This is a genomic window from Pseudomonas sp. Irchel 3E19, from assembly GCF_900187585.1.
GTDB classification, from domain to species: Bacteria; Pseudomonadota; Gammaproteobacteria; order Pseudomonadales; family Pseudomonadaceae; genus Aquipseudomonas; species Aquipseudomonas baetica.
The window spans coordinates 1-16683 of the sequence record NZ_FYDT01000017.1 but is presented as its reverse complement, the minus strand read 5'-3'; the positions used below and the strand labels follow the sequence as shown (position 1 = coordinate 16683).

General features: G+C 59.6%; 20 protein-coding genes and 1 pseudogene. 11 read left to right on the top strand and 10 right to left on the bottom strand.

Translation table 11 applies throughout. The features are described 5' to 3' along the window. Window position 1: 1 nt before the first annotated feature. From greB to CKW18_RS13090, 3 genes are read right to left on the bottom strand one after another with little or no spacing between them, the layout of a single operon-like run. Entirely contained in the window at window positions 2–499 is a 498-nt protein-coding gene (gene greB, locus CKW18_RS13100) for a transcription elongation factor GreB (RefSeq protein ID WP_025113125.1), read from the bottom strand. Window positions 500–533: 34 nt separating this feature from the next. Continuing rightward, window positions 534–3038: an ABC transporter permease gene (locus CKW18_RS13095; protein ID WP_095189186.1), complete on the bottom strand. Its 2505-nt coding sequence runs from the start codon at window positions 3036–3038 to the stop codon at window positions 534–536. Continuing rightward, complete coding sequence (locus tag CKW18_RS13090; RefSeq protein WP_095189185.1) at window positions 3038–3721, bottom strand: ABC transporter ATP-binding protein; 684 nt, start codon at window positions 3719–3721, stop codon at window positions 3038–3040. Before CKW18_RS13090 ends, CKW18_RS13095 begins: the two co-directional genes overlap by 1 nt. Before the next feature lie 10 nt (window positions 3722–3731). Between CKW18_RS13090 and CKW18_RS13085 the strand changes: the two genes are divergently transcribed. The 3 genes from CKW18_RS13085 (at window position 3732) to CKW18_RS13075 (ending at window position 5873) form a co-directional block, all read left to right on the top strand. Then, window positions 3732–4337 (top strand): arylesterase, encoded by a 606-nt coding sequence (locus tag CKW18_RS13085; protein WP_167394895.1) that lies wholly within the window; start codon window positions 3732–3734, stop codon window positions 4335–4337. Between the two features lie 57 nt (window positions 4338–4394). Beyond that, on the top strand, window positions 4395–4688 hold the full coding sequence (locus tag CKW18_RS13080; RefSeq protein WP_007955656.1) for a hypothetical protein: 294 nt from the start codon (window positions 4395–4397) through the stop codon (window positions 4686–4688). A 213-nt stretch (window positions 4689–4901) separates the two neighbouring features. Then, on the top strand, window positions 4902–5873 hold the full coding sequence (locus CKW18_RS13075; protein ID WP_095189183.1) for a L,D-transpeptidase family protein: 972 nt from the start codon (window positions 4902–4904) through the stop codon (window positions 5871–5873). A 125-nt stretch (window positions 5874–5998) separates the two neighbouring features. On the opposite strand, the gene oprI is transcribed toward CKW18_RS13075, so the two are convergent. After that, complete coding sequence (gene oprI, locus CKW18_RS13070) at window positions 5999–6250, bottom strand: outer membrane lipoprotei OprI (RefSeq protein ID WP_003199355.1); 252 nt, start codon at window positions 6248–6250, stop codon at window positions 5999–6001. 636 nt (window positions 6251–6886) lie between these two features. Between oprI and CKW18_RS13065 the strand changes: the two genes are divergently transcribed. After that, complete coding sequence (locus CKW18_RS13065) at window positions 6887–7168, top strand: GNAT family N-acetyltransferase (RefSeq protein WP_095189182.1); 282 nt, start codon at window positions 6887–6889, stop codon at window positions 7166–7168. 60 nt (window positions 7169–7228) lie between these two features. Here the strand turns inward: CKW18_RS13065 and CKW18_RS13060 are convergent, their stop codons facing one another. Together CKW18_RS13060 and CKW18_RS13055 are read right to left on the bottom strand one after the other, a co-directional pair. Continuing rightward, complete coding sequence (locus CKW18_RS13060; RefSeq protein WP_042560279.1) at window positions 7229–8305, bottom strand: 3-deoxy-7-phosphoheptulonate synthase; 1077 nt, start codon at window positions 8303–8305, stop codon at window positions 7229–7231. A gap of 126 nt (window positions 8306–8431) precedes the next feature. Beyond that, complete coding sequence (locus CKW18_RS13055) at window positions 8432–8875, bottom strand: PilZ domain-containing protein (protein WP_095189181.1); 444 nt, start codon at window positions 8873–8875, stop codon at window positions 8432–8434. Here CKW18_RS13055 and CKW18_RS13050 point away from each other — a divergent pair. The 5 genes from CKW18_RS13050 to cysB all read left to right on the top strand — a co-directional run bounded on the left by CKW18_RS13050 (window position 8874) and on the right by cysB (window position 12842). Beyond that, window positions 8874–9260: a co-chaperone YbbN gene (locus tag CKW18_RS13050; RefSeq protein ID WP_095189180.1), complete on the top strand. Its 387-nt coding sequence runs from the start codon at window positions 8874–8876 to the stop codon at window positions 9258–9260. The genes CKW18_RS13055 and CKW18_RS13050 overlap by 2 nt on opposite strands. After that, window positions 9261–10214 (top strand): putative 2-dehydropantoate 2-reductase, encoded by a 954-nt coding sequence (locus tag CKW18_RS13045; protein ID WP_095189179.1) that lies wholly within the window; start codon window positions 9261–9263, stop codon window positions 10212–10214. A 32-nt stretch (window positions 10215–10246) separates the two neighbouring features. Next, on the top strand, window positions 10247–11152 hold the full coding sequence (locus CKW18_RS13040; RefSeq protein ID WP_095189178.1) for a 5'-nucleotidase: 906 nt from the start codon (window positions 10247–10249) through the stop codon (window positions 11150–11152). Between the two features lie 98 nt (window positions 11153–11250). Next, window positions 11251–11754 (top strand): universal stress protein, encoded by a 504-nt coding sequence (locus CKW18_RS13035; protein ID WP_095189177.1) that lies wholly within the window; start codon window positions 11251–11253, stop codon window positions 11752–11754. A gap of 113 nt (window positions 11755–11867) precedes the next feature. Further along, window positions 11868–12842: an HTH-type transcriptional regulator CysB gene (gene cysB, locus CKW18_RS13030; protein WP_007908591.1), complete on the top strand. Its 975-nt coding sequence runs from the start codon at window positions 11868–11870 to the stop codon at window positions 12840–12842. A 9-nt stretch (window positions 12843–12851) separates the two neighbouring features. Here cysB and CKW18_RS13025 read toward each other — a convergent pair whose 3' ends face one another. Together CKW18_RS13025 and CKW18_RS13020 are read right to left on the bottom strand one after the other, a co-directional pair. Next, entirely contained in the window at window positions 12852–13334 is a 483-nt protein-coding gene (locus tag CKW18_RS13025; protein WP_042607891.1) for a GreA/GreB family elongation factor, read from the bottom strand. Between the two features lie 2 nt (window positions 13335–13336). Further along, the gene (locus CKW18_RS13020) at window positions 13337–13744 is read right to left on the bottom strand and encodes a hypothetical protein (RefSeq protein WP_095189176.1); all 408 of its coding nucleotides are present in this window, start codon (window positions 13742–13744) and stop codon (window positions 13337–13339) included. A 124-nt stretch (window positions 13745–13868) separates the two neighbouring features. On the opposite strand from CKW18_RS13020, the gene earP reads away from it, so the two are divergent. Both earP and CKW18_RS13010 read left to right on the top strand, forming a co-directional pair. Continuing rightward, window positions 13869–15011 (top strand): elongation factor P maturation arginine rhamnosyltransferase EarP, encoded by a 1143-nt coding sequence (earP, locus tag CKW18_RS13015; protein WP_095189175.1) that lies wholly within the window; start codon window positions 13869–13871, stop codon window positions 15009–15011. Between the two features lie 48 nt (window positions 15012–15059). After that, window positions 15060–15629 (top strand): elongation factor P, encoded by a 570-nt coding sequence (locus CKW18_RS13010; RefSeq protein WP_028619992.1) that lies wholly within the window; start codon window positions 15060–15062, stop codon window positions 15627–15629. A gap of 190 nt (window positions 15630–15819) precedes the next feature. On the opposite strand, the gene CKW18_RS13005 is transcribed toward CKW18_RS13010, so the two are convergent. After that, complete coding sequence (locus CKW18_RS13005) at window positions 15820–16239, bottom strand: organic hydroperoxide resistance protein (RefSeq protein ID WP_095189174.1); 420 nt, start codon at window positions 16237–16239, stop codon at window positions 15820–15822. 241 nt (window positions 16240–16480) lie between these two features. Further along, window positions 16481–16683, bottom strand: a pseudogene (locus CKW18_RS13000) (IS110 family transposase); the annotation flags it as partial.

Sequence of the window (16683 nt, the reverse complement as noted above, 5' to 3'; positions counted from 1 at the left end):
TTTACGGGTAATCGATCGCCACGATGTACACGCATTGCTCGCCGGTCGGCGTCTGCACCCGCACTTCGGCGTCCAGCGCCTTGCCGATCAAGGCGCGGGCCAGCGGTGAGTCGATGCTGATCAGGCCCAGCTTCAGATCCAGTTCATCCGGGCCGACAATGCGGTAGCGCGATTGCTTGCCGTCTTCGTCTTCGATGGTCACCCACGCACCGAAGTAGACCTTGTTCGGATCGCTGGGTTTTTCGCTGACAACCTTGAGCGCTTCCAGGCGTTTGGTGAGAAAGCGCACACGGCTGTCGATCTCGCGCAGCATCTTCTTGCCGTAGGTGTACTCGGCGTTTTCCGAGCGATCACCTTGCGCCGCCGCCTCGCTGACCGACTGCGTCACCTGCGGGCGACGCACATGCCACAGCTCATGGAATTCGGCACGCATCCGCGCTTCACCTTCAGGGGTGATCAGCGCGGTGCCGGCGGTGCGGGGAGGGCGATAACGGCTCATGGCAACTTCTTGTGAGAGAGACGACTGAAGTCTATCAACCCTCGCGCAACACTGTCAGCGGACTTGCGTTGAGTGCCCGGCGCGTGCCGAACACACCGGCACCACCGATCAGTGCCGCGCCAAGCAGCGGCAGCACCAGCAGCCACGGATGCGGATGCCACGGCAGATCGAAGGCGTAGCGATACAGCACCAGACTCACCACTTCCGAACCGATGGCCGCCAGCAAACCGCTGACCGCACCGAGCAGGCCGAACTCGATTCGCCGCGCCTTGATCAGCAACTGCCGCTCCGCACCCAGCGCACGCAACAGCGCGCCTTGGCGAATGCGTTCATCCAGGGTTGCCTGCAAGCCGGAGAACAGCACGGCCATGCCCGCCGCCAAAACAAACAACAACACATATTCTACGGCCAGGGTGACCTGGGCGAGGATGCTGCGCAGTTGCTCAAGCAGCGCTTCGACCTGCAGGATGGTCACCGCCGGAAAGGCGCGCGACAACTCGACGATCTGCTGGTCGTGACCCGGGGCCAGATAGAAGCTGGTCAGGTAGGTCGCCGGCAAGTCCTTCAGGGTGCCCGGCTGGAAGATCATGAAGAAGTTTGGCTGGAAGTTGTCCCAGTTGATCTCGCGCAGGCTGGTGACTTTGGCTTCACGGTTGACTCCGCCGACGCTGAACACCATGTGATCGCCGAGTTTGAGTTTCAGGCTCTCGGCGACTTTGCCTTCCACCGACACACCCGGGATTTCGTCCGACGGTTGCTCGCTCCACCACACGCCGGAAGTGAGTTTATTGCCAGCGGGCAAGTCAGCGGCCCAAGTCAGGCTCAGGTCGCGTTGCACCGCGCGGTCACCGGCGGAATCCTTGCTGACGATTTGCTGCACGGGGTCGCCGTTGATGCTGATCAACCGGCCCGGCACCACTGGATACAACGGCGCCGCTTGCGCCGAGACTTTGATCAGGTGATCGGTGAAGGCCTGTTTGTCCGCCGGCAGGATGTTCAGAGCGAAGTAGTTCGGCGCGTTTTTCGGCAACTGGTTCTGCCAGGTATCCAGCAGTTCACCACGCAGCAGTGCGATCAATGCCATCGACAGCAGGATCAGCCCAAACGCCAATGATTGGCCGGCCGCCGCCAACGGATGGCGCAACAATTGGCCGAGGCCAAGGCGCCACGGCAGCGACGCACGGGCCAGCAGGCGGCGCAAACTGTTCAGCAGTAACAGCAGCAGTCCGCCAAGGATGACGGCTGCGATGACTCCGCCGCCGAGCAGGGCGAACGTCAGCAGCAGATCAAGGCTCAGGCGCCACATGATCAGACCGAGGGCGCCTAATGCGGCGCCATAAACCATCCAGGTGCTCGATGGAATGGGCAGCATGTCACGGCGCAGCACACGCAGCGGTGGGACACGACCCAGAGCGGCGAGCGGCGGCAGGGCGAAGCCTGCCAGTGCCACCAGTCCGGTGCCAATTCCGGCGATCGCCGGGAACAGGCCACCCGGCGGGACATCGCTTGGCAGCAGGTCATGCAACAACGCAAACAAACCCAACTGCGCCAGCCAGCCAAGCAGCGCGCCGCTGAGACTGGCGAGCAGGCCCAGTACGGTCAACTGCACACTGAACAGCAGCATGGTTTCCTGGCGTGACAAACCGAGGCAGCGCAGCAGGGCGCTGGCATCGAAACGGCGGCTGGCGAAGCGGTTGGCTGACAGCGCCACAGCCACCCCGGCCAACAACACCGCGACCAGACTGGCCATGTTCAGATAACGCTCGGCCTTGCCCAGCGCACCGCCAATCTGCCGGTTGCCGTCGCGAGCGTCTTGAATGCGCTGATTCGCCGCCAGTCCCGGTTTGATCAGTTGCCGATAGGTTTCCAGCGCTTGTGCTTCGCCGCGCCACAGCTCTCGATAGCTCACCCGGCTGCCGGGTTGCACCACTCCAGTGGCAGCGAGGTCATCGAGGTTGATCATGACCCGTGGCGTCAGGCTATAAAAGTTGCCGGCACGATCCGGCTCATAGGTCAGCACCCGCGCCAGCTTCAGGGTTTTCATGCCGACATCGATGCTGTCGCCGATTTTCAGATCCAGTGCGGTGAGCAGGCGTGCCTCGACCCAGGCTTCGCCCGGTTGCGGTTCGCCGCCGGTTTCTTCAGTGGCGAAAGGTGCGGGTGCACTCTTCAGTTCGCCGCGTAAGGGATAGGCGCGGTCAACCGCTTTGATACTCGACAACTGTATGCCGTTGTCGGTGGCGATGACGCTGGAGAACTCCACCACTTGCGCATGATTCAGGCGCAATTCGGTGCCGCTCCTGATCTGTTCCTCACGGGCCGGCGAGCTGCCTTCCAGCACCAGATCGGCGCCGAGAAACTCGGTGGCGCGCAACATCATTGCGCCGTTGAGACGGGCGCCGAAGTAGCCGATGGCAGTGCTTGCCGCCACCGCCACAACCAATGCAAAGAACAACACCCGCAGTTCACCGGCGCGGGCATCGCGCAGCAGTTGGCGAATGGCGAGGCTGAACAGGCGCAACAGCGGCAAGCGTGCCATCAAGGCTCCAGAGGGGCGACCAAAAGCCCGGCTTCAAGACGGATCAGGCGCCGGCAGCGATGGGCCAGGCGTTCGTCGTGGGTCACCAGCACCAGGGTGGTGCCGCGTTCCTTGTTCAATTCGAACAGCAAGTCGCTGATGCGCTCGCCGGTGTGGCTGTCGAGGTTGCCGGTGGGTTCGTCGGCGAACAACACATCAGGTTCGGCGGCAAATGCCCGGGCAATCGCTACGCGTTGTTGTTCGCCACCGGAGAGCTGACGCGGTGAATGCGTCAGGCGCTGGCCGAGGCCGACCCGTTGCAGCAATTGGGTGGCACGCTCGCGGGCGTCTTTGCGGCCATCGAGTTCCAGCGGCAGCATGACGTTTTCCAGCGCGTTGAGGCTGTCGAGCAATTGGAACGATTGAAAGACGAAACCCACATGCTCGGCGCGGATGCGCGCGCGCTGGTCTTCGTCGAGGTTGCTCAAAGATTGCCCGGCGAGGGTGACTTCGCCGCTGCTGGGCAAGTCGAGACCGGCGAGCAGGCCGAGCAGGGTGGATTTGCCGGAACCGGACGCGCCGACGATAGCGAGGCTGTCGCCCTTGTTCAGTTCCAGGCTGAGTTCGTGCAGGATAGTCAGTTCACCTTCCGCGCTGGGAACCACTTTGCTGAGGTTCTTCGCGGTGAGAATGCTTGCGCCCATGGAGAATCCGATGCGTGTGTGGTTTTTGAGTGCTGGCCTGGCCTTGATGTGCATGGCCCAGAACGCAGCGGCGGGTACTGTCCTGATCGTTGGCGATAGTATCAGCGCCGGTTTCGGACTGGATACCCGCTTGGGATGGGTATCGCTGCTCGAACAACGGCTCAAACAGGAGGGTTTCGACGATAAAGTGGTCAACGCCTCCATCAGTGGCGACACCAGTGCCGGAGGCCAGGCGCGCCTGCCGGCGCTGCTTGCAGAGCATAAGCCTGAGCTGGTCATCCTCGAATTGGGAGGCAATGACGGCCTGCGCGGAATGCCGCCAGCTCAATTGCAACAAAACCTTGCGGCGATGATCGACAGCTCCCGCGAAACGGGGGCCAAGGTGTTGTTGCTCGGCATGCAATTGCCGCCCAACTACGGCAAGCGTTACACCGATGCTTTCGCCGAGGTCTACGGCAAGCTCGCCGACGATAAAAAGATCCCGCTGGTGCCGTTTTTCCTCGACGGCGTGGGCGGCCATCCGGACTTGATGCAGGCCGATGGTCTGCACCCGGCGGCAGGGGCTCAGGGCAAGTTGCTGGAAAATGTCTGGCCGACGCTAAAACCGCTGTTATGAGGCTTTTCTAGTGGCAGGCTTTCGGCTAATGTGGCGCCCCCTTATTTGGAGCCCCCGATGCCGCGTTCTGCCTGGTCCCTGTTTGCCTACCAACTGATCGAGCCTGACGAGCAGCTGGATCTGTTCGCCTGCCAGGAAGTGCGAGTGCATCTGGTGACCCGTCAACTCGAATTGGGCGGCTCGGCCGATCGCACCCTGTGCGGCAGTCTGCTGCCGGCGCAGCCGCGTTGGTCGAGCGTGGACCGCCGGGTGTTTCAGGATCAGCGCCTGTGCTCGTTGTGCCGGGCGATTCTGGAGTCGCAGAAGCGTGGGACTTCGCCGATCTGGCCGGAACTGCGTTTCGAGCTCTGACTTTGTGGGAGCGGGCTTGCTCGCGAATGCGGTATTTCAGTCGCAGTAATGTTGACTGACACGGCCCCTTCGCGAGCAAGTCGAATCGTCGCACCGCCGCTCCCACCCAAAGCACCTTGCATCGCCTGTTGCAGGGTGAGCTCCCCGAATTCCCGAGGCGCGGTGTACAATCGCGCTCTTATACCCTTGTTGATCATGCGAAGGATTTTCCGGATGTTGCCGCGCTTTCCTGCCGTCACCCGCTGCCTGTCACTTGCCGCCCTGTGTGTGGCCGGTCCCGTTGCTGCATTGGAGTTTCCCCTGCCACCACCCGGTGAAGACATCATCGGCCAGGTGCAGGTGATCAAAGCCAGGTACGAAGACACCTTCGCCGACCTGGGCACAAAGTACGATCTGGGTTATTCGGAAATGGTCGCGGCCAACCCGGGCGTCGATGCCTGGTTGCCGGGCGCCGGTACCGAAATCGTCTTGCCGACGCGTTTCATCCTGCCGCCAGGCCCGCGTGAAGGCATCGTCATCAACCTGGCCGAATACCGCCTCTACTACTTCCCGAAAGGCCGGAACGTGGTGTACACCTTCCCGCTGGGGATCGGTCGTGAGGGCTGGGGTTCGCCAATCGCGCACACCTCGATCATTGCCAAGACGCCGAACCCGACCTGGACGCCTCCGGCGTCGATCAAGGCCGAACACGCCGCTGACGGTGATCCGCTGCCAAACGTGGTGCCGGCCGGTCCCGACAACCCGCTGGGCCCGTTCAAGTTCACTCTCGGTACACCGGGCTACCTGATCCATGGTTCGAACAAGAAGTTCGGCATCGGCATGCGCACCAGCCACGGCTGCTTCCGCATGTTCAACAACAACGTGCTGGAAATGGCCAGCATGGTGCCGGTCGGTACCTCGGTGCGCATCCTCAATGATGCTTACAAGTTCGGGCGCGGCGGCGGCAAGGTCTATCTGGAAGCGCACACGCCGATCGACGACAAGGGCAACCCGTCGGTGGTCGACAAGCACACCGCTGTGATCAACGCGATGCTCAAGCGTGAAGACGTCACCAACAACCTGCGAATGAACTGGGATGTGGTGCGTGACGTGGTCGCGGCAGAAGATGGCTTGCCAACGGAAATCGGCACGCCGAATACCTCGGCGCCGATTGTCTCGAGCGCACCGATCGACTTGCAGCAGTAAGGTCTGATCCAGAACCCGCCGATGCGTGAAGCATCGGCGGGTTTTTTAATGCCCGGACAAAAGCTTCAGGCACAAAAAAGCCGACCCGAAAAACGGGTCGGCTTGATAACAATCCCGAGGGATTATTACTTGCGGCTAGCTTTGTCCAGCATGCGCAGAGCACGCTCGTTAGCTTCGTCAGCAGTCTGTTGTGCTTTTTGAGCAGCAGCCAGAGCTTCATCAGCTTTACGGTAAGCTTCGTCTGCACGAGCCTGGGAGCGAGCAGCTGCGTCTTCAGTAGCGGTCAGACGTGCTTCGGTTTCTTTCGATGCGCTGCTGCAACCGGTAGCCAGAACTGCGGCCAGAGCCAGAGCAGAGAATTTCAGAACGTTGTTCATCGTGTTCCCCTTCAAGGACTTTCAATTAAGTGGCTGTCTCCTCCGATTGAGGAAATAGCCGGCGTACATACTACCCATTACTTGTAGTAAGTAAACTGACGTAGAGCAAGAAGCAAAAAAAATTGTAGGCGTTGATTCTTTTTCGAGCAACTTTTAACTGAGCTGTTTAAAAAATATCCAGCTACAAGCCCCGAGCTGAGCGAGTTATTGAGAAAAAGTTCCCGTTGCCGCGCACTGTTTTGCAGCGGTGGGGAAAGTCTGTCTAGATGAATTTGTCCATACTTTCATACGGATTCTGCGGACGGCTTCGCTTATCTTTGTCCATGTTGAGGTGACTTTAAAAAAGGTGGCACGTCTTAAGTCTCAACATCCGGCAATGTTCAGGTAAGCGGCCCGGGATTATCTTCTCCCAAGCCATCCCTGCGTCTATCGGAGCAACCCGCCTCAACCCCCTTGATGACGAGCGCACCTTGAGCATTTTCGCCAATGGTGCCTACTATTTATCAGGTGCTCGGTTGCGCGAGATCGGTGTGGCTCTTCTCGGTGTCCATCAGGCACAGGGTGGCGTAGATGTTCCTTCGCCGGAAAAACATCGGTAAGGTAGGGGTCAGAATTCAAGACCCGCAAGGAGTAGTGATGAGCGAGGCGTTGTCCATCCACCATGACCAGGCTGGTCATCAGTTCGAGACCAGTGTGGACGGTCATCGTGCCTACCTGACATACATGGATCTGGGAAAACAGACCCTGGATATCTATCGCACGTTTGTGCCCAACGCCCTGCGCGGCCGAGGCATTGCGGCGGCGCTGACCGAAAGCGCGCTGCAATACGCTGAAGAAATGGGCTACACGGTGATCCCGTCGTGCTCTTACGTCGAGCGCTACATGGAGCGTCATCAGCGGCGTGCCGCCAAGATCTGAACAGCACACACAAAAACGCCGGGCAATGCCCGGCGTTTTTTTTTGCCTGTAAAACGCGTATCAGCTGCGCTGGCGTTTTGGCAGAACATCCTTGAGCTTGGCGTGCATGCTGCGCAGGGTGTTCTCGGTGGCGGACCAGTCGATGCAGGCATCGGTGATCGACACGCCGTATTGCAGGTCGGCGAGGTCTTTGGGGATCGCCTGGCAGCCCCAGTTCAAGTGGCTTTCGACCATCAGGCCGATGATCGACTGGTTGCCTTCAAGGATCTGGTTGGCGACGTTCTCCATCACCAGCGGTTGCAGGGCCGGGTCTTTGTTGGAGTTGGCGTGGCTGCAATCGACCATGATGTTCGGCTTGATCTTCGCCTTGTTCAACGCCTGCTCGCAGAGGGCAACGCTGACCGAATCGTAGTTCGGTTTGCCGTTGCCACCGCGCAGCACCACGTGACCGTAGGCATTGCCTTTGGTGGTGACGATCGACACGCCACCTTCCTGGTTGATCCCCAGGAAACGGTGCGGGCTGGACACCGACTGCAAGGCGTTGATCGCTACAGTCAGGCCACCGTCGGTGCCGTTCTTGAAACCAACGGCCGAAGACAGGCCGGAAGCCATTTCACGGTGAGTCTGGGATTCGGTGGTACGCGCGCCGATGGCCGACCAGCTGATCAGGTCCTGCAGATACTGCGGGGAGATCGGGTCGAGGGCCTCGGTGGCGGTTGGCAGGCCTTTCTCGGCCAGATCCAGCAACAACTGGCGACCGATGTGCAGACCGTCCTGAATCTTGAACGAGTCGTCCAGATACGGATCGTTGATCAGGCCTTTCCAGCCGACAGTCGTGCGCGGCTTTTCGAAATACACGCGCATGACCAGATACAAGGTATCGGAGACTTCCGCGGCCAGCACTTTCAAGCGTTCGGCGTATTCGTGGGCAGCCTTGATGTCGTGGATCGAGCACGGGCCGATCACTACGAACAGACGGTGGTCGGTGCCATCAAGAATGTTGCGAATGACTTCGCGGCCCTTGGTGACGGTGCGCAGGGCGGCGTCGCTCAGAGGGATATCACGCTTGAGCTGATCGGGAGTGATCAGGGTCTCGTTAGAGGCGACGTTTAGGTCGTTGATCGGTAAATCAGCCATCGTTTACTCGTCAGGTCACGGGTGCCGGCCGCCATCCCCCGCGCGGCGGAGCACAGCAGATTTAAGCGCGTCGGGGAGCGGAACCTTAGCGCGTCGGGCGCTGCTCGACAATGGGCAAACGCCGCTTTAATCCAGCACTGGCTGGGCAAAAGCCTTGCGAACGCTGTCTTGGGAGAACTCGTCGGCGTGCTGCTCGACCCATTGCAGGGCCAGCGCCTGATTATCCTGCAGGTCATTGTGGGTGTCGTTCATGCGGCAGTAGCGTTCGATCTGACACACTTGCTCACCCATTCGCGCGCTGAACAGGGTTTGTTCATCCGTGAAGGCGATCCCCACGAGATAGCCTTTTTTACGGCGCAAACACCACGCCACATAGCCCGGATAGCAGATATCGGCGTTGAGCGTCGGCAGGCGCACTTGTAGCGCTGTGCCATGGCGCCAGGCACGGTGGTAATTGCAAGCGATGCCGCCGAGGCTGATAGTGTGCAGCTGTTGCCTGGAAATGCACTCAGGCTTGAGCAAGGTTAATTCAACCGGCACTTCGTCCGGATGAGGAATAAAACGTCCCATGAGCACAGACTCCCTGTGTCGGCCATTTGACATTGTTTCCCCCAGTATAGTGGTCGAATCCGAGCTGACCGATTTCGACGCCGACCAGCGGCTGTTGGCGATGGCAGGCGTTTCGCTGGTGATTTTCACCAGTGTCGGCTGCGCCAGTTGCCGCTATGCCCGCGAGGTATTGCCCGGTCTCGACCTGGCGGTGGATCGCCTGTGCTGGATCGACGCCGGCGACAGCGGCGGCCTGGTGGAGCGTTATCAGGTCTTTCATTTGCCGGCGCTGTTTGTCGTGCGCGACGGCGAGTTCTTTGGCGCGTTGCACACGCGCCTGACAGCCGATGCGCTGAACGCGGCAGTGGCGCAGGCATTGGGTCGAATTGCAGAGGAGTTGCCATAAATGGGGACAATCAACAAACCGGTCGTGGGGATCATCGGCACTGGCGCCATCGGCGGGTTCTACGGATTGATGCTGGCGCGCGCTGGCTTCGATGTGCACTTTCTGTTGCGCAGTGAGTTTTCGGCAGTGGCCGAGCGCGGCTTGCAGGTCAACAGTGCGGTACATGGCCCGCTGACGCTGCACCCGGTGCAGGCCTATTCGGTGGCTGAAGACATGCCCAAGTGCGACTGGCTGCTGGTCGGCGCCAAGACCACCAGTTCGGCAGGTCTCGCTCCGGCGATCATTCAAGCGGCCAGGCCCGATGCGAAAGTGCTGGTGCTGCAAAACGGTCTGGACGTCGAGGACAGTTTGCGTGAGTTGCTGCCTGAATCCCTGCATGTGCTGGGTGGTTTGTGTCTGGTCTGCGTGCATCGCGACGGGCCGGGGCAGATTACCCACCAGGCCCTCGGCGCAGTAAACGTCGGTTATCACAGCGGCCCGGCAGTCGGTGACGCGGCGCGCATGGCGTTGGTCGAAGAGGGCGCCGGACTATTCCGCGCCGCGGGTATCGACTCCCAGGCAATGCCCAATCTGCAGCAGGCGCGCTGGCAGAAACTGGTCTGGAACATTCCCTACAACGGTCTCTCGGTGCTGCTCGGCGCAAGCACTACGCCCCTGATGGCTGACGCTGACAGTCGCGCATTGATTCAGGCGATGATGGCCGAAGTGGTACAGGGCGCGCGGGCTTGCGGTCACGAGATCCCGTCCGGTTATGCCGAATACCTGTTCATGATGACCGAGAAAATGCCCGACTACTGGCCGAGCATGTACCACGATTTTCAGCACAAGCGACCGCTGGAACTGCAAGCGATCTATGCGCGTCCATTGGCAGCGGCAAAAGCGGCGGGCTGTGAGCTGCCGCGCATCGAGGCGCTGTATCGCAATTTGAGTTTTATCGACCGACGCAACGTTTAGCTCGGTCGCTTTTTTTGAAGGGCGGGGGAAGGATGGCGAAGAACATCGATGACAAACTGGTACTGGCGATTTCGTCGCGCGCCCTGTTCGACCTGAGCGAGAGCCACAAGGTCTACCTGTCGAGCGGCGTCGAAGCCTATCGGCAATATCAGATCGAGCATGAAGACGAGATCCTCGCGCCGGGCGATGCCTTCCCGCTGGTGGAGAAACTCCTGAACCTGAACAGTCGCCTCGGCCGCGCACGGGTCGAGGTGATTCTGGTGTCACGCAACAGCGCCGACACCGGCCTGCGCGTTTTCAACTCGATTCATCACTATGGCCTGGCGATTTCCCGCGCGGCGTTCGTCGGCGGGCGCAGTCCTTATCCGTATCTCAAAGCGTTCGGTTGCGACCTGTTTCTCTCCACTCATGCCGAAGATGTGCGCGCGGCACTCGATGCCGGTTTCGCTGCAGCGACCATTTTGTCCGGTGGCGCCAGCCGCGCGGCCAGCGACGAATTGCGCATCGCCTTCGATGGCGACGCGGTGATTTTTTCCGACGAGTCCGAGCGGGTCTATCAGTCCGGCGGGCTGGAGGCGTTTCAGGCCAAGGAGCGCGAATCGGCGCGCGAGCCATTGCGCGGCGGGCCGTTCAAAGGCTTTCTGGCTGCGCTCAATCTGTTGCAGCGCGAGTTCCCCGACGACGACTGCCCGATCCGCACGGCGCTGGTCACCGCGCGTTCGGCGCCGGCGCATGAGCGGGTGATTCGCACGTTGCGTGAGTGGGACATTCGCCTCGATGAATCACTGTTTCTCGGCGGCCTGACCAAGTCGGCGTTTCTCGAAGCGTTTGCCGCCGACGTGTTCTTTGACGATCAGACAGGTCACTGCGAACTGGCCCGCGAAGTGGTCGCCACCGGCCACGTGCCGCACGGCATCAGCAACGAACCGCCGATCTAAAGCCCCTGTGCTTCAAGACGTTGCGTGGCCCGTCGTACTCGCCAAGGCACTGCTAAGCTGAATCAAATCTCCGCCATGTTGGCTTGCGAGGAGGTCATATGATTCGTTCGATGCTGTATGCCACTGACCTCGGTCTGTACGCACCGTTAGTGATGCAGCATGCCCTGGCATTGGCGCGAACGTTTAATGCCGACTTGTATGTGGTGCACGCGGTGGAGCCGATGGGGCTGTTTGCCGAGTCGGTGTTGCAGAGCTATCTCGACGAGCAGGCACTGAACGAATTTCATAGCCAGGGTCTGAAAACAGTCATCGCCAATATCGAGCAGCGGGTGCTGGAGAGTTTTCGTGAGGAGCTGGGCGATGATGGCGAGCAGGATCTGCAACGCATTCGTGCGGTGCGTGTGGTGCAGGGCGATCCCTCGCAGGTGATTCTCGACCAGGTGCAGAAACTCTCCGTCGATTTACTGATCGTAGGAAGTCACAGCCATGGGGTGGGCGCGGAAACGCCGTTGGGGCGCACGGCGGCGCGGGTCCTGCAATTGGCCAAGGTGCCGGTTTATCTGGTGCCGCTGGTGGAGCGTCGGCGGCGGGAGGATCGCTGAGGCAGGAATAATGGCGCTTTGACAAAAAAGTTCTAGATTTATTCTTCGAACCATTAATATAGTTATATACCGTCGCTGATGCCCGTGGCGTCTACCTGCTTTGAGGGATACATATGAAGCTTCAACAATTGCGCTACATCTGGGAAGTGGCGCACCACGACCTCAACGTTTCCGCTACAGCCCAAAGCCTTTACACCTCGCAACCGGGCATCAGTAAGCAAATCCGACTGCTGGAAGACGAACTCGGCGTTGAAGTGTTTGCCCGCAGCGGCAAGCACCTGACCCGCGTCACCCCGGCCGGCGAGCGTATCATCACCACCGCCGGTGAGATTCTGCGCAAGGTTGAAAGCATCAAGCAGATCGCCCAGGAATTCTCCAACGAGAAGAAAGGCACCCTGTCGATCGCCACCACTCACACCCAGGCACGTTATGCGCTGCCGCCGGTGATCAGCAACTTCATCAAGCAATACCCGGACGTGGCGCTGCACATGCATCAGGGCTCGCCGATGCAGATTGCCGAAATGGCCGCGGACGGCACCGTCGATTTCGCTATCGCCACCGAAGCACTGGAACTGTTCGGCGATCTGGTGATGATGCCGTGCTACCGCTGGAACCGTTGCGTGGTTGTACCGCAGGGCCACCCGCTGACCAAGCTGCCGAAGCTGACTCTCGAAGCGCTGGCCGAATACCCGATCGTGACTTACGTGTTCGGTTTCACCGGCCGTTCGAAACTCGACGAAGCGTTCAGTCATCGTGGCCTGACGCCGAAAGTGGTGTTCACCGCTGCCGACGCCGACGTGATCAAAACCTACGTGCGTCTGGGGCTGGGTGTGGGCATCGTCGCCAAGATGGCGGTTGATACCAAACTCGATAACGATCTGGTGGTGCTGGATGCCAGCGAGCTGTTCGAATCGAGCATCACCAAGATCGGTTTCCGTCGCGGCACCTTCCTGCGTGGTTTCATGTGCGACTTCATCGAGAAGTTCGCGCCGCACCTGACCCGCGAAGTGATGGCCAAAGCGATCCAGTGCCACAACAAGCAAGAGCTGGAAGAGCTGTTCGATGGCGTCGAACTGCCCGTCCACTAAGTCCCTGGTTCAGAGCACCTCGGTGACAGCAAACTGTTGCCGGGTGCCCGCCACCAGAATCTCCACCTCATCGCCTTCGAACTTGCCCAGCAGGCTTTTGCCCAGCGGTGAGCGTGGCGTGATGACGGTGATCGGCTGACCGACCACGTCGACTTTCAGGCCTGCTGCATCCGGCGCCAGAAACAGCCATTGCTCTCGGCCCTTTTCGTCTTCCAGGCCGAGCAGGGCACCTACCTCAATTCCACGGTTTTCGTCATACGCTCGCAGCGTCAGGTTCTGGCACAGCGCCAGTGACTGGCGGATTTCTTCGACCCGTTTCGCTTGCCCGGCGGCCAGATACGACGCCTCAAGCCCAAGGGTGTCGTACTTGTTTTCAGCGATGTTCTCTTCGTGGGTCGCGGTTTCGTAAGCGGTTTGCGCCGCACGTTCGGCGATGTCGAGATCGATGCGCAGTTTGTCGAGAATCAGTTGGTGGACGCTGTGTTTGTTCATGATCAATCGCAGAATTGCAAAACGTTGGCGCGACTTTTTTCGCTGGGCGCGGTCTGGTCCTGTTGCAGCCAGAACTGGCATTTGGGGCTCGACTGGTTGCGGCTGCTGCTACGCGCCTGATCCAGACGATTCTGCTGCTCGCTCTTGCGCAGGTTTTCTTCGTACTGATCAAACAGCGGGCTCTGCGGTGGCGCATCTGGCACGGCTTGCACCGCCGGCGGCTTGGCCAGTTGCTGCACAGCCTGGGCGACCGGCGTCAGTTGTTCGTTGAACAGCAAGCGCGAGAGCAGCCAGCAGGTCAGGGCAATCGCGAGGAAACCCAGCCACATGCCCAAGGCAATGCTGCCGGTCAAATGCAGCGCGCTAAGCTGAACGGGCAAGGGGCGACGCGGGTTGGGACGGTAGGGCATGGCTGCCTCCTGGCGAATGGTTGCGGGCAAGCGGCGATTGTCGCACGAAGATTAATCGCCGTCGGCTCTTCTGCACGAGCTCATTTATGCGGACAATCGGTGCTTTTGCCAACGGGAGACTCGAATGCCGGAACTGAAAACCCGCTGGGATATTTTTTGCACCGTGGTCGACAACTATGGCGACATCGGTGTGACCTGGCGCCTGGCCCGGCAACTGGTCGCCGAGCATTCGCTGACGGTACGCTTGTGGGTTGATGACCTGCGTGCGTTCGAGCGCATTTGCCCGCAGATCGACATCAACGCCACGCAGCAATGGCAGCAAGGCGTCGAGGTCCGGCACTGGCCGAGCGAGTGGCAACAGACCGATGCCGCCGATGTGGTGATTGCCGCGTTTGCCTGCCAACTGCCGAGTGCTTACATGGACGCCATGGCCGAGCGCGAGAAACCGCCGCTGTGGATGAACCTCGACTATCTCAGCGCCGAGGACTGGGTGATCGGCTGCCACGGCCTGCCGTCGGTGAAATACAAATCGGTGCAGAAGATCTTCTTCTTTCCGGGCTTCCAGCCAGGCACCGGTGGGTTGCTGCGTGAACGAGGTTTGCTCGAACAACGTCGGCAGTTTCAACAGGATCCCGCAGCGCAGCGACAATTGCTGCAAGGTCTGGGGATCGAGCGCGCGCCTGACGCACAGTTGATTTCGCTGTTTGCCTACGAGAACGCGGGGTTAGCCAGTTGGCTGGATGTATTGGCCGCCGACGCGAGCCCCACTCATTTGCTGGTGCCAGAGGGGCGAATTCTCGGCGATGTCGCGCGCTGGCTCGGGGTGGAAACCCTGTCCGCCGGGGCGATCCATGTATGCCAATCACTGACCGTGCAGGTGCTGCCATTCGTCCGCCAGGATCAATACGATCATCTGCTCTGGTGTTGCGATTTCAACGCAGTGCGTGGCGAGGACTCGTTCGTCCGGGCGCAGTGGGCGGGTCGACCGATGCTCTGGCACATCTATCAACAGGACGAAGATATCCACCTGGACAAGCTCGATGCTTTCCTTGCGCTCTATACGAAAGGGCTTTCGCCGAAAGCTGCCGAGGCGATGAACGGTCTGTGGCAAGCCTGGAGTGCCGGCCAGCCTATTGGGCAACACTGGCTAGCGGCCCGTGAACATTGGCCAGAACTGCAGGAAAATGCCGAAGCGTGGTGTCTGGAACAAGGCTTGCAGGTCGATCTCGCCACGGCGCTGGTACAGTTTTACCTAAATTGGATATGATACGCGGCCTAGATTTTTGTAAATCCCATCCAAATTCGGATATTCGCAATGAAAACTGGTAAAGAACTGAAACCCGGTACCGTGATCCGTCTCGAAAACGATCCTTGGCTGGTTCAGAAAGCTGAATTCACCAAGTCGGGCCGTAACAGCGCGATCATGAAGACCAAGCTGAAAAACCTGCTGACCGGTTACAAGACCGAGATCGTTTACAGCGCCGACGACAAACTGGACGACGTGATCCTCGACCGCAAAGAAGCGACCCTGTCCTTCATCAGCGGCGACACCTACACGTTCATGGACACCACTGACTACACCATGTACGAGCTGAACGCTGAAGACATCGAAGCTGTTCTGCCTTTCGTTGAAGAAGGCATGACCGATGTTTGCGAAGCGATCTTCTTCGAAGAGCGTCTGGTTTCCGTAGAGCTGCCGACCACCATCGTGCGCGTAGTTGACTACACCGAAGGTTCGGCTCGCGGTGACACTTCCGGCAAAGTCATGAAGCCAGCCAAGCTGAGCAACGGTACTGAGCTGCAAGTTGCCGACTTCATCGAAATCGGTGACAAGATCGAAATCGACACCCGCGAAGGCGGTTCCTACAAAGGCCGTGCCAAATAAGCACTGCTTTTTACGGAAAGAAAAAGCCCGACCATTGAGTCGGGCTTTTTTGTGCCTGCAATTTCACCTTCAACACCTATCCCCTGTGGGAGCGAGCCTGCTCGCGAATGCGGTGTGACATCCAATGCAGCGTTGTCTGACAGAACGCCTTCGCGAGCAGGCTCGCTCCCACAGGGGTTTTGCGTTTATCTCAAACGGTGATGTGCAGGCGCACGTCAACGTTGCCACGCGTGGCGTTGGAGTACGGGCAGACCTGGTGAGCCGCTTCGACCAGGCTTTGCGCGTCAGCTTGTTCCAGACCTGGCAGGCTGATGTGCAGGTCGATATCCAGACCGAAGCCACCGGGGATCTGACCGATACCGACGTGAGCGGTAATCGAGGCGTCGTCGGGGATTTTACGTTTGGTCTGGCTGGCGACGAATTTCAGCGCGCCGATGAAGCAGGCCGAGTAGCCGGCAGCGAACAGTTGCTCAGGGTTGGTCGCTGCGCCGCCAGCACCGCCGAGTTCTTTCGGGGTGGCGAGTTTGACGTCGAGGACGTTGTCACTGGAGATCGCACGACCGTCACGGCCGCCAGTGGACGTTGCGATTGCGGTGTAGAGAGTTTGCATGGTGTGGGCCTCGTTTCAGTGTCGTTGATTGCGCTAACTGTTTGCGCGCTAATTAAGTCGAGGTGAATGTAGCTCGCTAATGTTTAGTGCGCAAGATATTTTTTTGAAAAAGTCAGTCTTGGCAATCGGCAATGCGTGTCGAGAGCTTCAGGGCACGCATTCCAGAGCAGATGAAGGCGATGAACGATGATCAAAAAAATTGTGAAGGCGACGGGTTCGCCTGTAGATACCGTCTTGCCCCTCATCGGGCAAGGGCAATTTTCGGGTCGAATGGCTGGCCCGATTTAAGAACGGCGTAGACAAAATGTAGGAGTTTGCGCATCGCTGCACAGATGATTTGCTTGGGGGCCTTGCCGTTGGCCTTCAAGCGGTCCTTCATGGCGATGATTGCTTTGTTGTGCTTCAGTGCAACCAATCCAGGCATGTATAGACCCGCCCGAACGC

Excerpts from the sequence above, each read along its gene's own strand:
- greB (WP_025113125.1), bottom strand. The coding sequence starts at position 499 with ATGAGCCGTTATCGCCCTCCCCGCACCGCCGGCACCGCGCTGATCACC.
- CKW18_RS13095 (WP_095189186.1), bottom strand. The coding sequence starts at position 3,038 with ATGGCACGCTTGCCGCTGTTGCGCCTGTTCAGCCTCGCCATTCGCCAA.
- CKW18_RS13090 (WP_095189185.1), bottom strand. The coding sequence starts at position 3,721 with ATGGGCGCAAGCATTCTCACCGCGAAGAACCTCAGCAAAGTGGTTCCC.
- CKW18_RS13085 (WP_167394895.1), top strand. The coding sequence starts at position 3,732 with ATGCGTGTGTGGTTTTTGAGTGCTGGCCTGGCCTTGATGTGCATGGCC.
- CKW18_RS13080 (WP_007955656.1), top strand. The coding sequence starts at position 4,395 with ATGCCGCGTTCTGCCTGGTCCCTGTTTGCCTACCAACTGATCGAGCCT.
- CKW18_RS13075 (WP_095189183.1), top strand. The coding sequence starts at position 4,902 with ATGTTGCCGCGCTTTCCTGCCGTCACCCGCTGCCTGTCACTTGCCGCC.
- oprI (WP_003199355.1), bottom strand. The coding sequence starts at position 6,250 with ATGAACAACGTTCTGAAATTCTCTGCTCTGGCTCTGGCCGCAGTTCTG.
- CKW18_RS13065 (WP_095189182.1), top strand. The coding sequence starts at position 6,887 with ATGAGCGAGGCGTTGTCCATCCACCATGACCAGGCTGGTCATCAGTTC.
- CKW18_RS13060 (WP_042560279.1), bottom strand. The coding sequence starts at position 8,305 with ATGGCTGATTTACCGATCAACGACCTAAACGTCGCCTCTAACGAGACC.
- CKW18_RS13050 (WP_095189180.1), top strand. The coding sequence starts at position 8,874 with ATGAGCACAGACTCCCTGTGTCGGCCATTTGACATTGTTTCCCCCAGT.
- CKW18_RS13055 (WP_095189181.1), bottom strand. The coding sequence starts at position 8,875 with ATGGGACGTTTTATTCCTCATCCGGACGAAGTGCCGGTTGAATTAACC.
- CKW18_RS13045 (WP_095189179.1), top strand. The coding sequence starts at position 9,261 with ATGGGGACAATCAACAAACCGGTCGTGGGGATCATCGGCACTGGCGCC.
- CKW18_RS13040 (WP_095189178.1), top strand. The coding sequence starts at position 10,247 with ATGGCGAAGAACATCGATGACAAACTGGTACTGGCGATTTCGTCGCGC.
- CKW18_RS13035 (WP_095189177.1), top strand. The coding sequence starts at position 11,251 with ATGATTCGTTCGATGCTGTATGCCACTGACCTCGGTCTGTACGCACCG.
- cysB (WP_007908591.1), top strand. The coding sequence starts at position 11,868 with ATGAAGCTTCAACAATTGCGCTACATCTGGGAAGTGGCGCACCACGAC.
- CKW18_RS13025 (WP_042607891.1), bottom strand. The coding sequence starts at position 13,334 with ATGAACAAACACAGCGTCCACCAACTGATTCTCGACAAACTGCGCATC.
- CKW18_RS13020 (WP_095189176.1), bottom strand. The coding sequence starts at position 13,744 with ATGCCCTACCGTCCCAACCCGCGTCGCCCCTTGCCCGTTCAGCTTAGC.
- earP (WP_095189175.1), top strand. The coding sequence starts at position 13,869 with ATGCCGGAACTGAAAACCCGCTGGGATATTTTTTGCACCGTGGTCGAC.
- CKW18_RS13010 (WP_028619992.1), top strand. The coding sequence starts at position 15,060 with ATGAAAACTGGTAAAGAACTGAAACCCGGTACCGTGATCCGTCTCGAA.
- CKW18_RS13005 (WP_095189174.1), bottom strand. The coding sequence starts at position 16,239 with ATGCAAACTCTCTACACCGCAATCGCAACGTCCACTGGCGGCCGTGAC.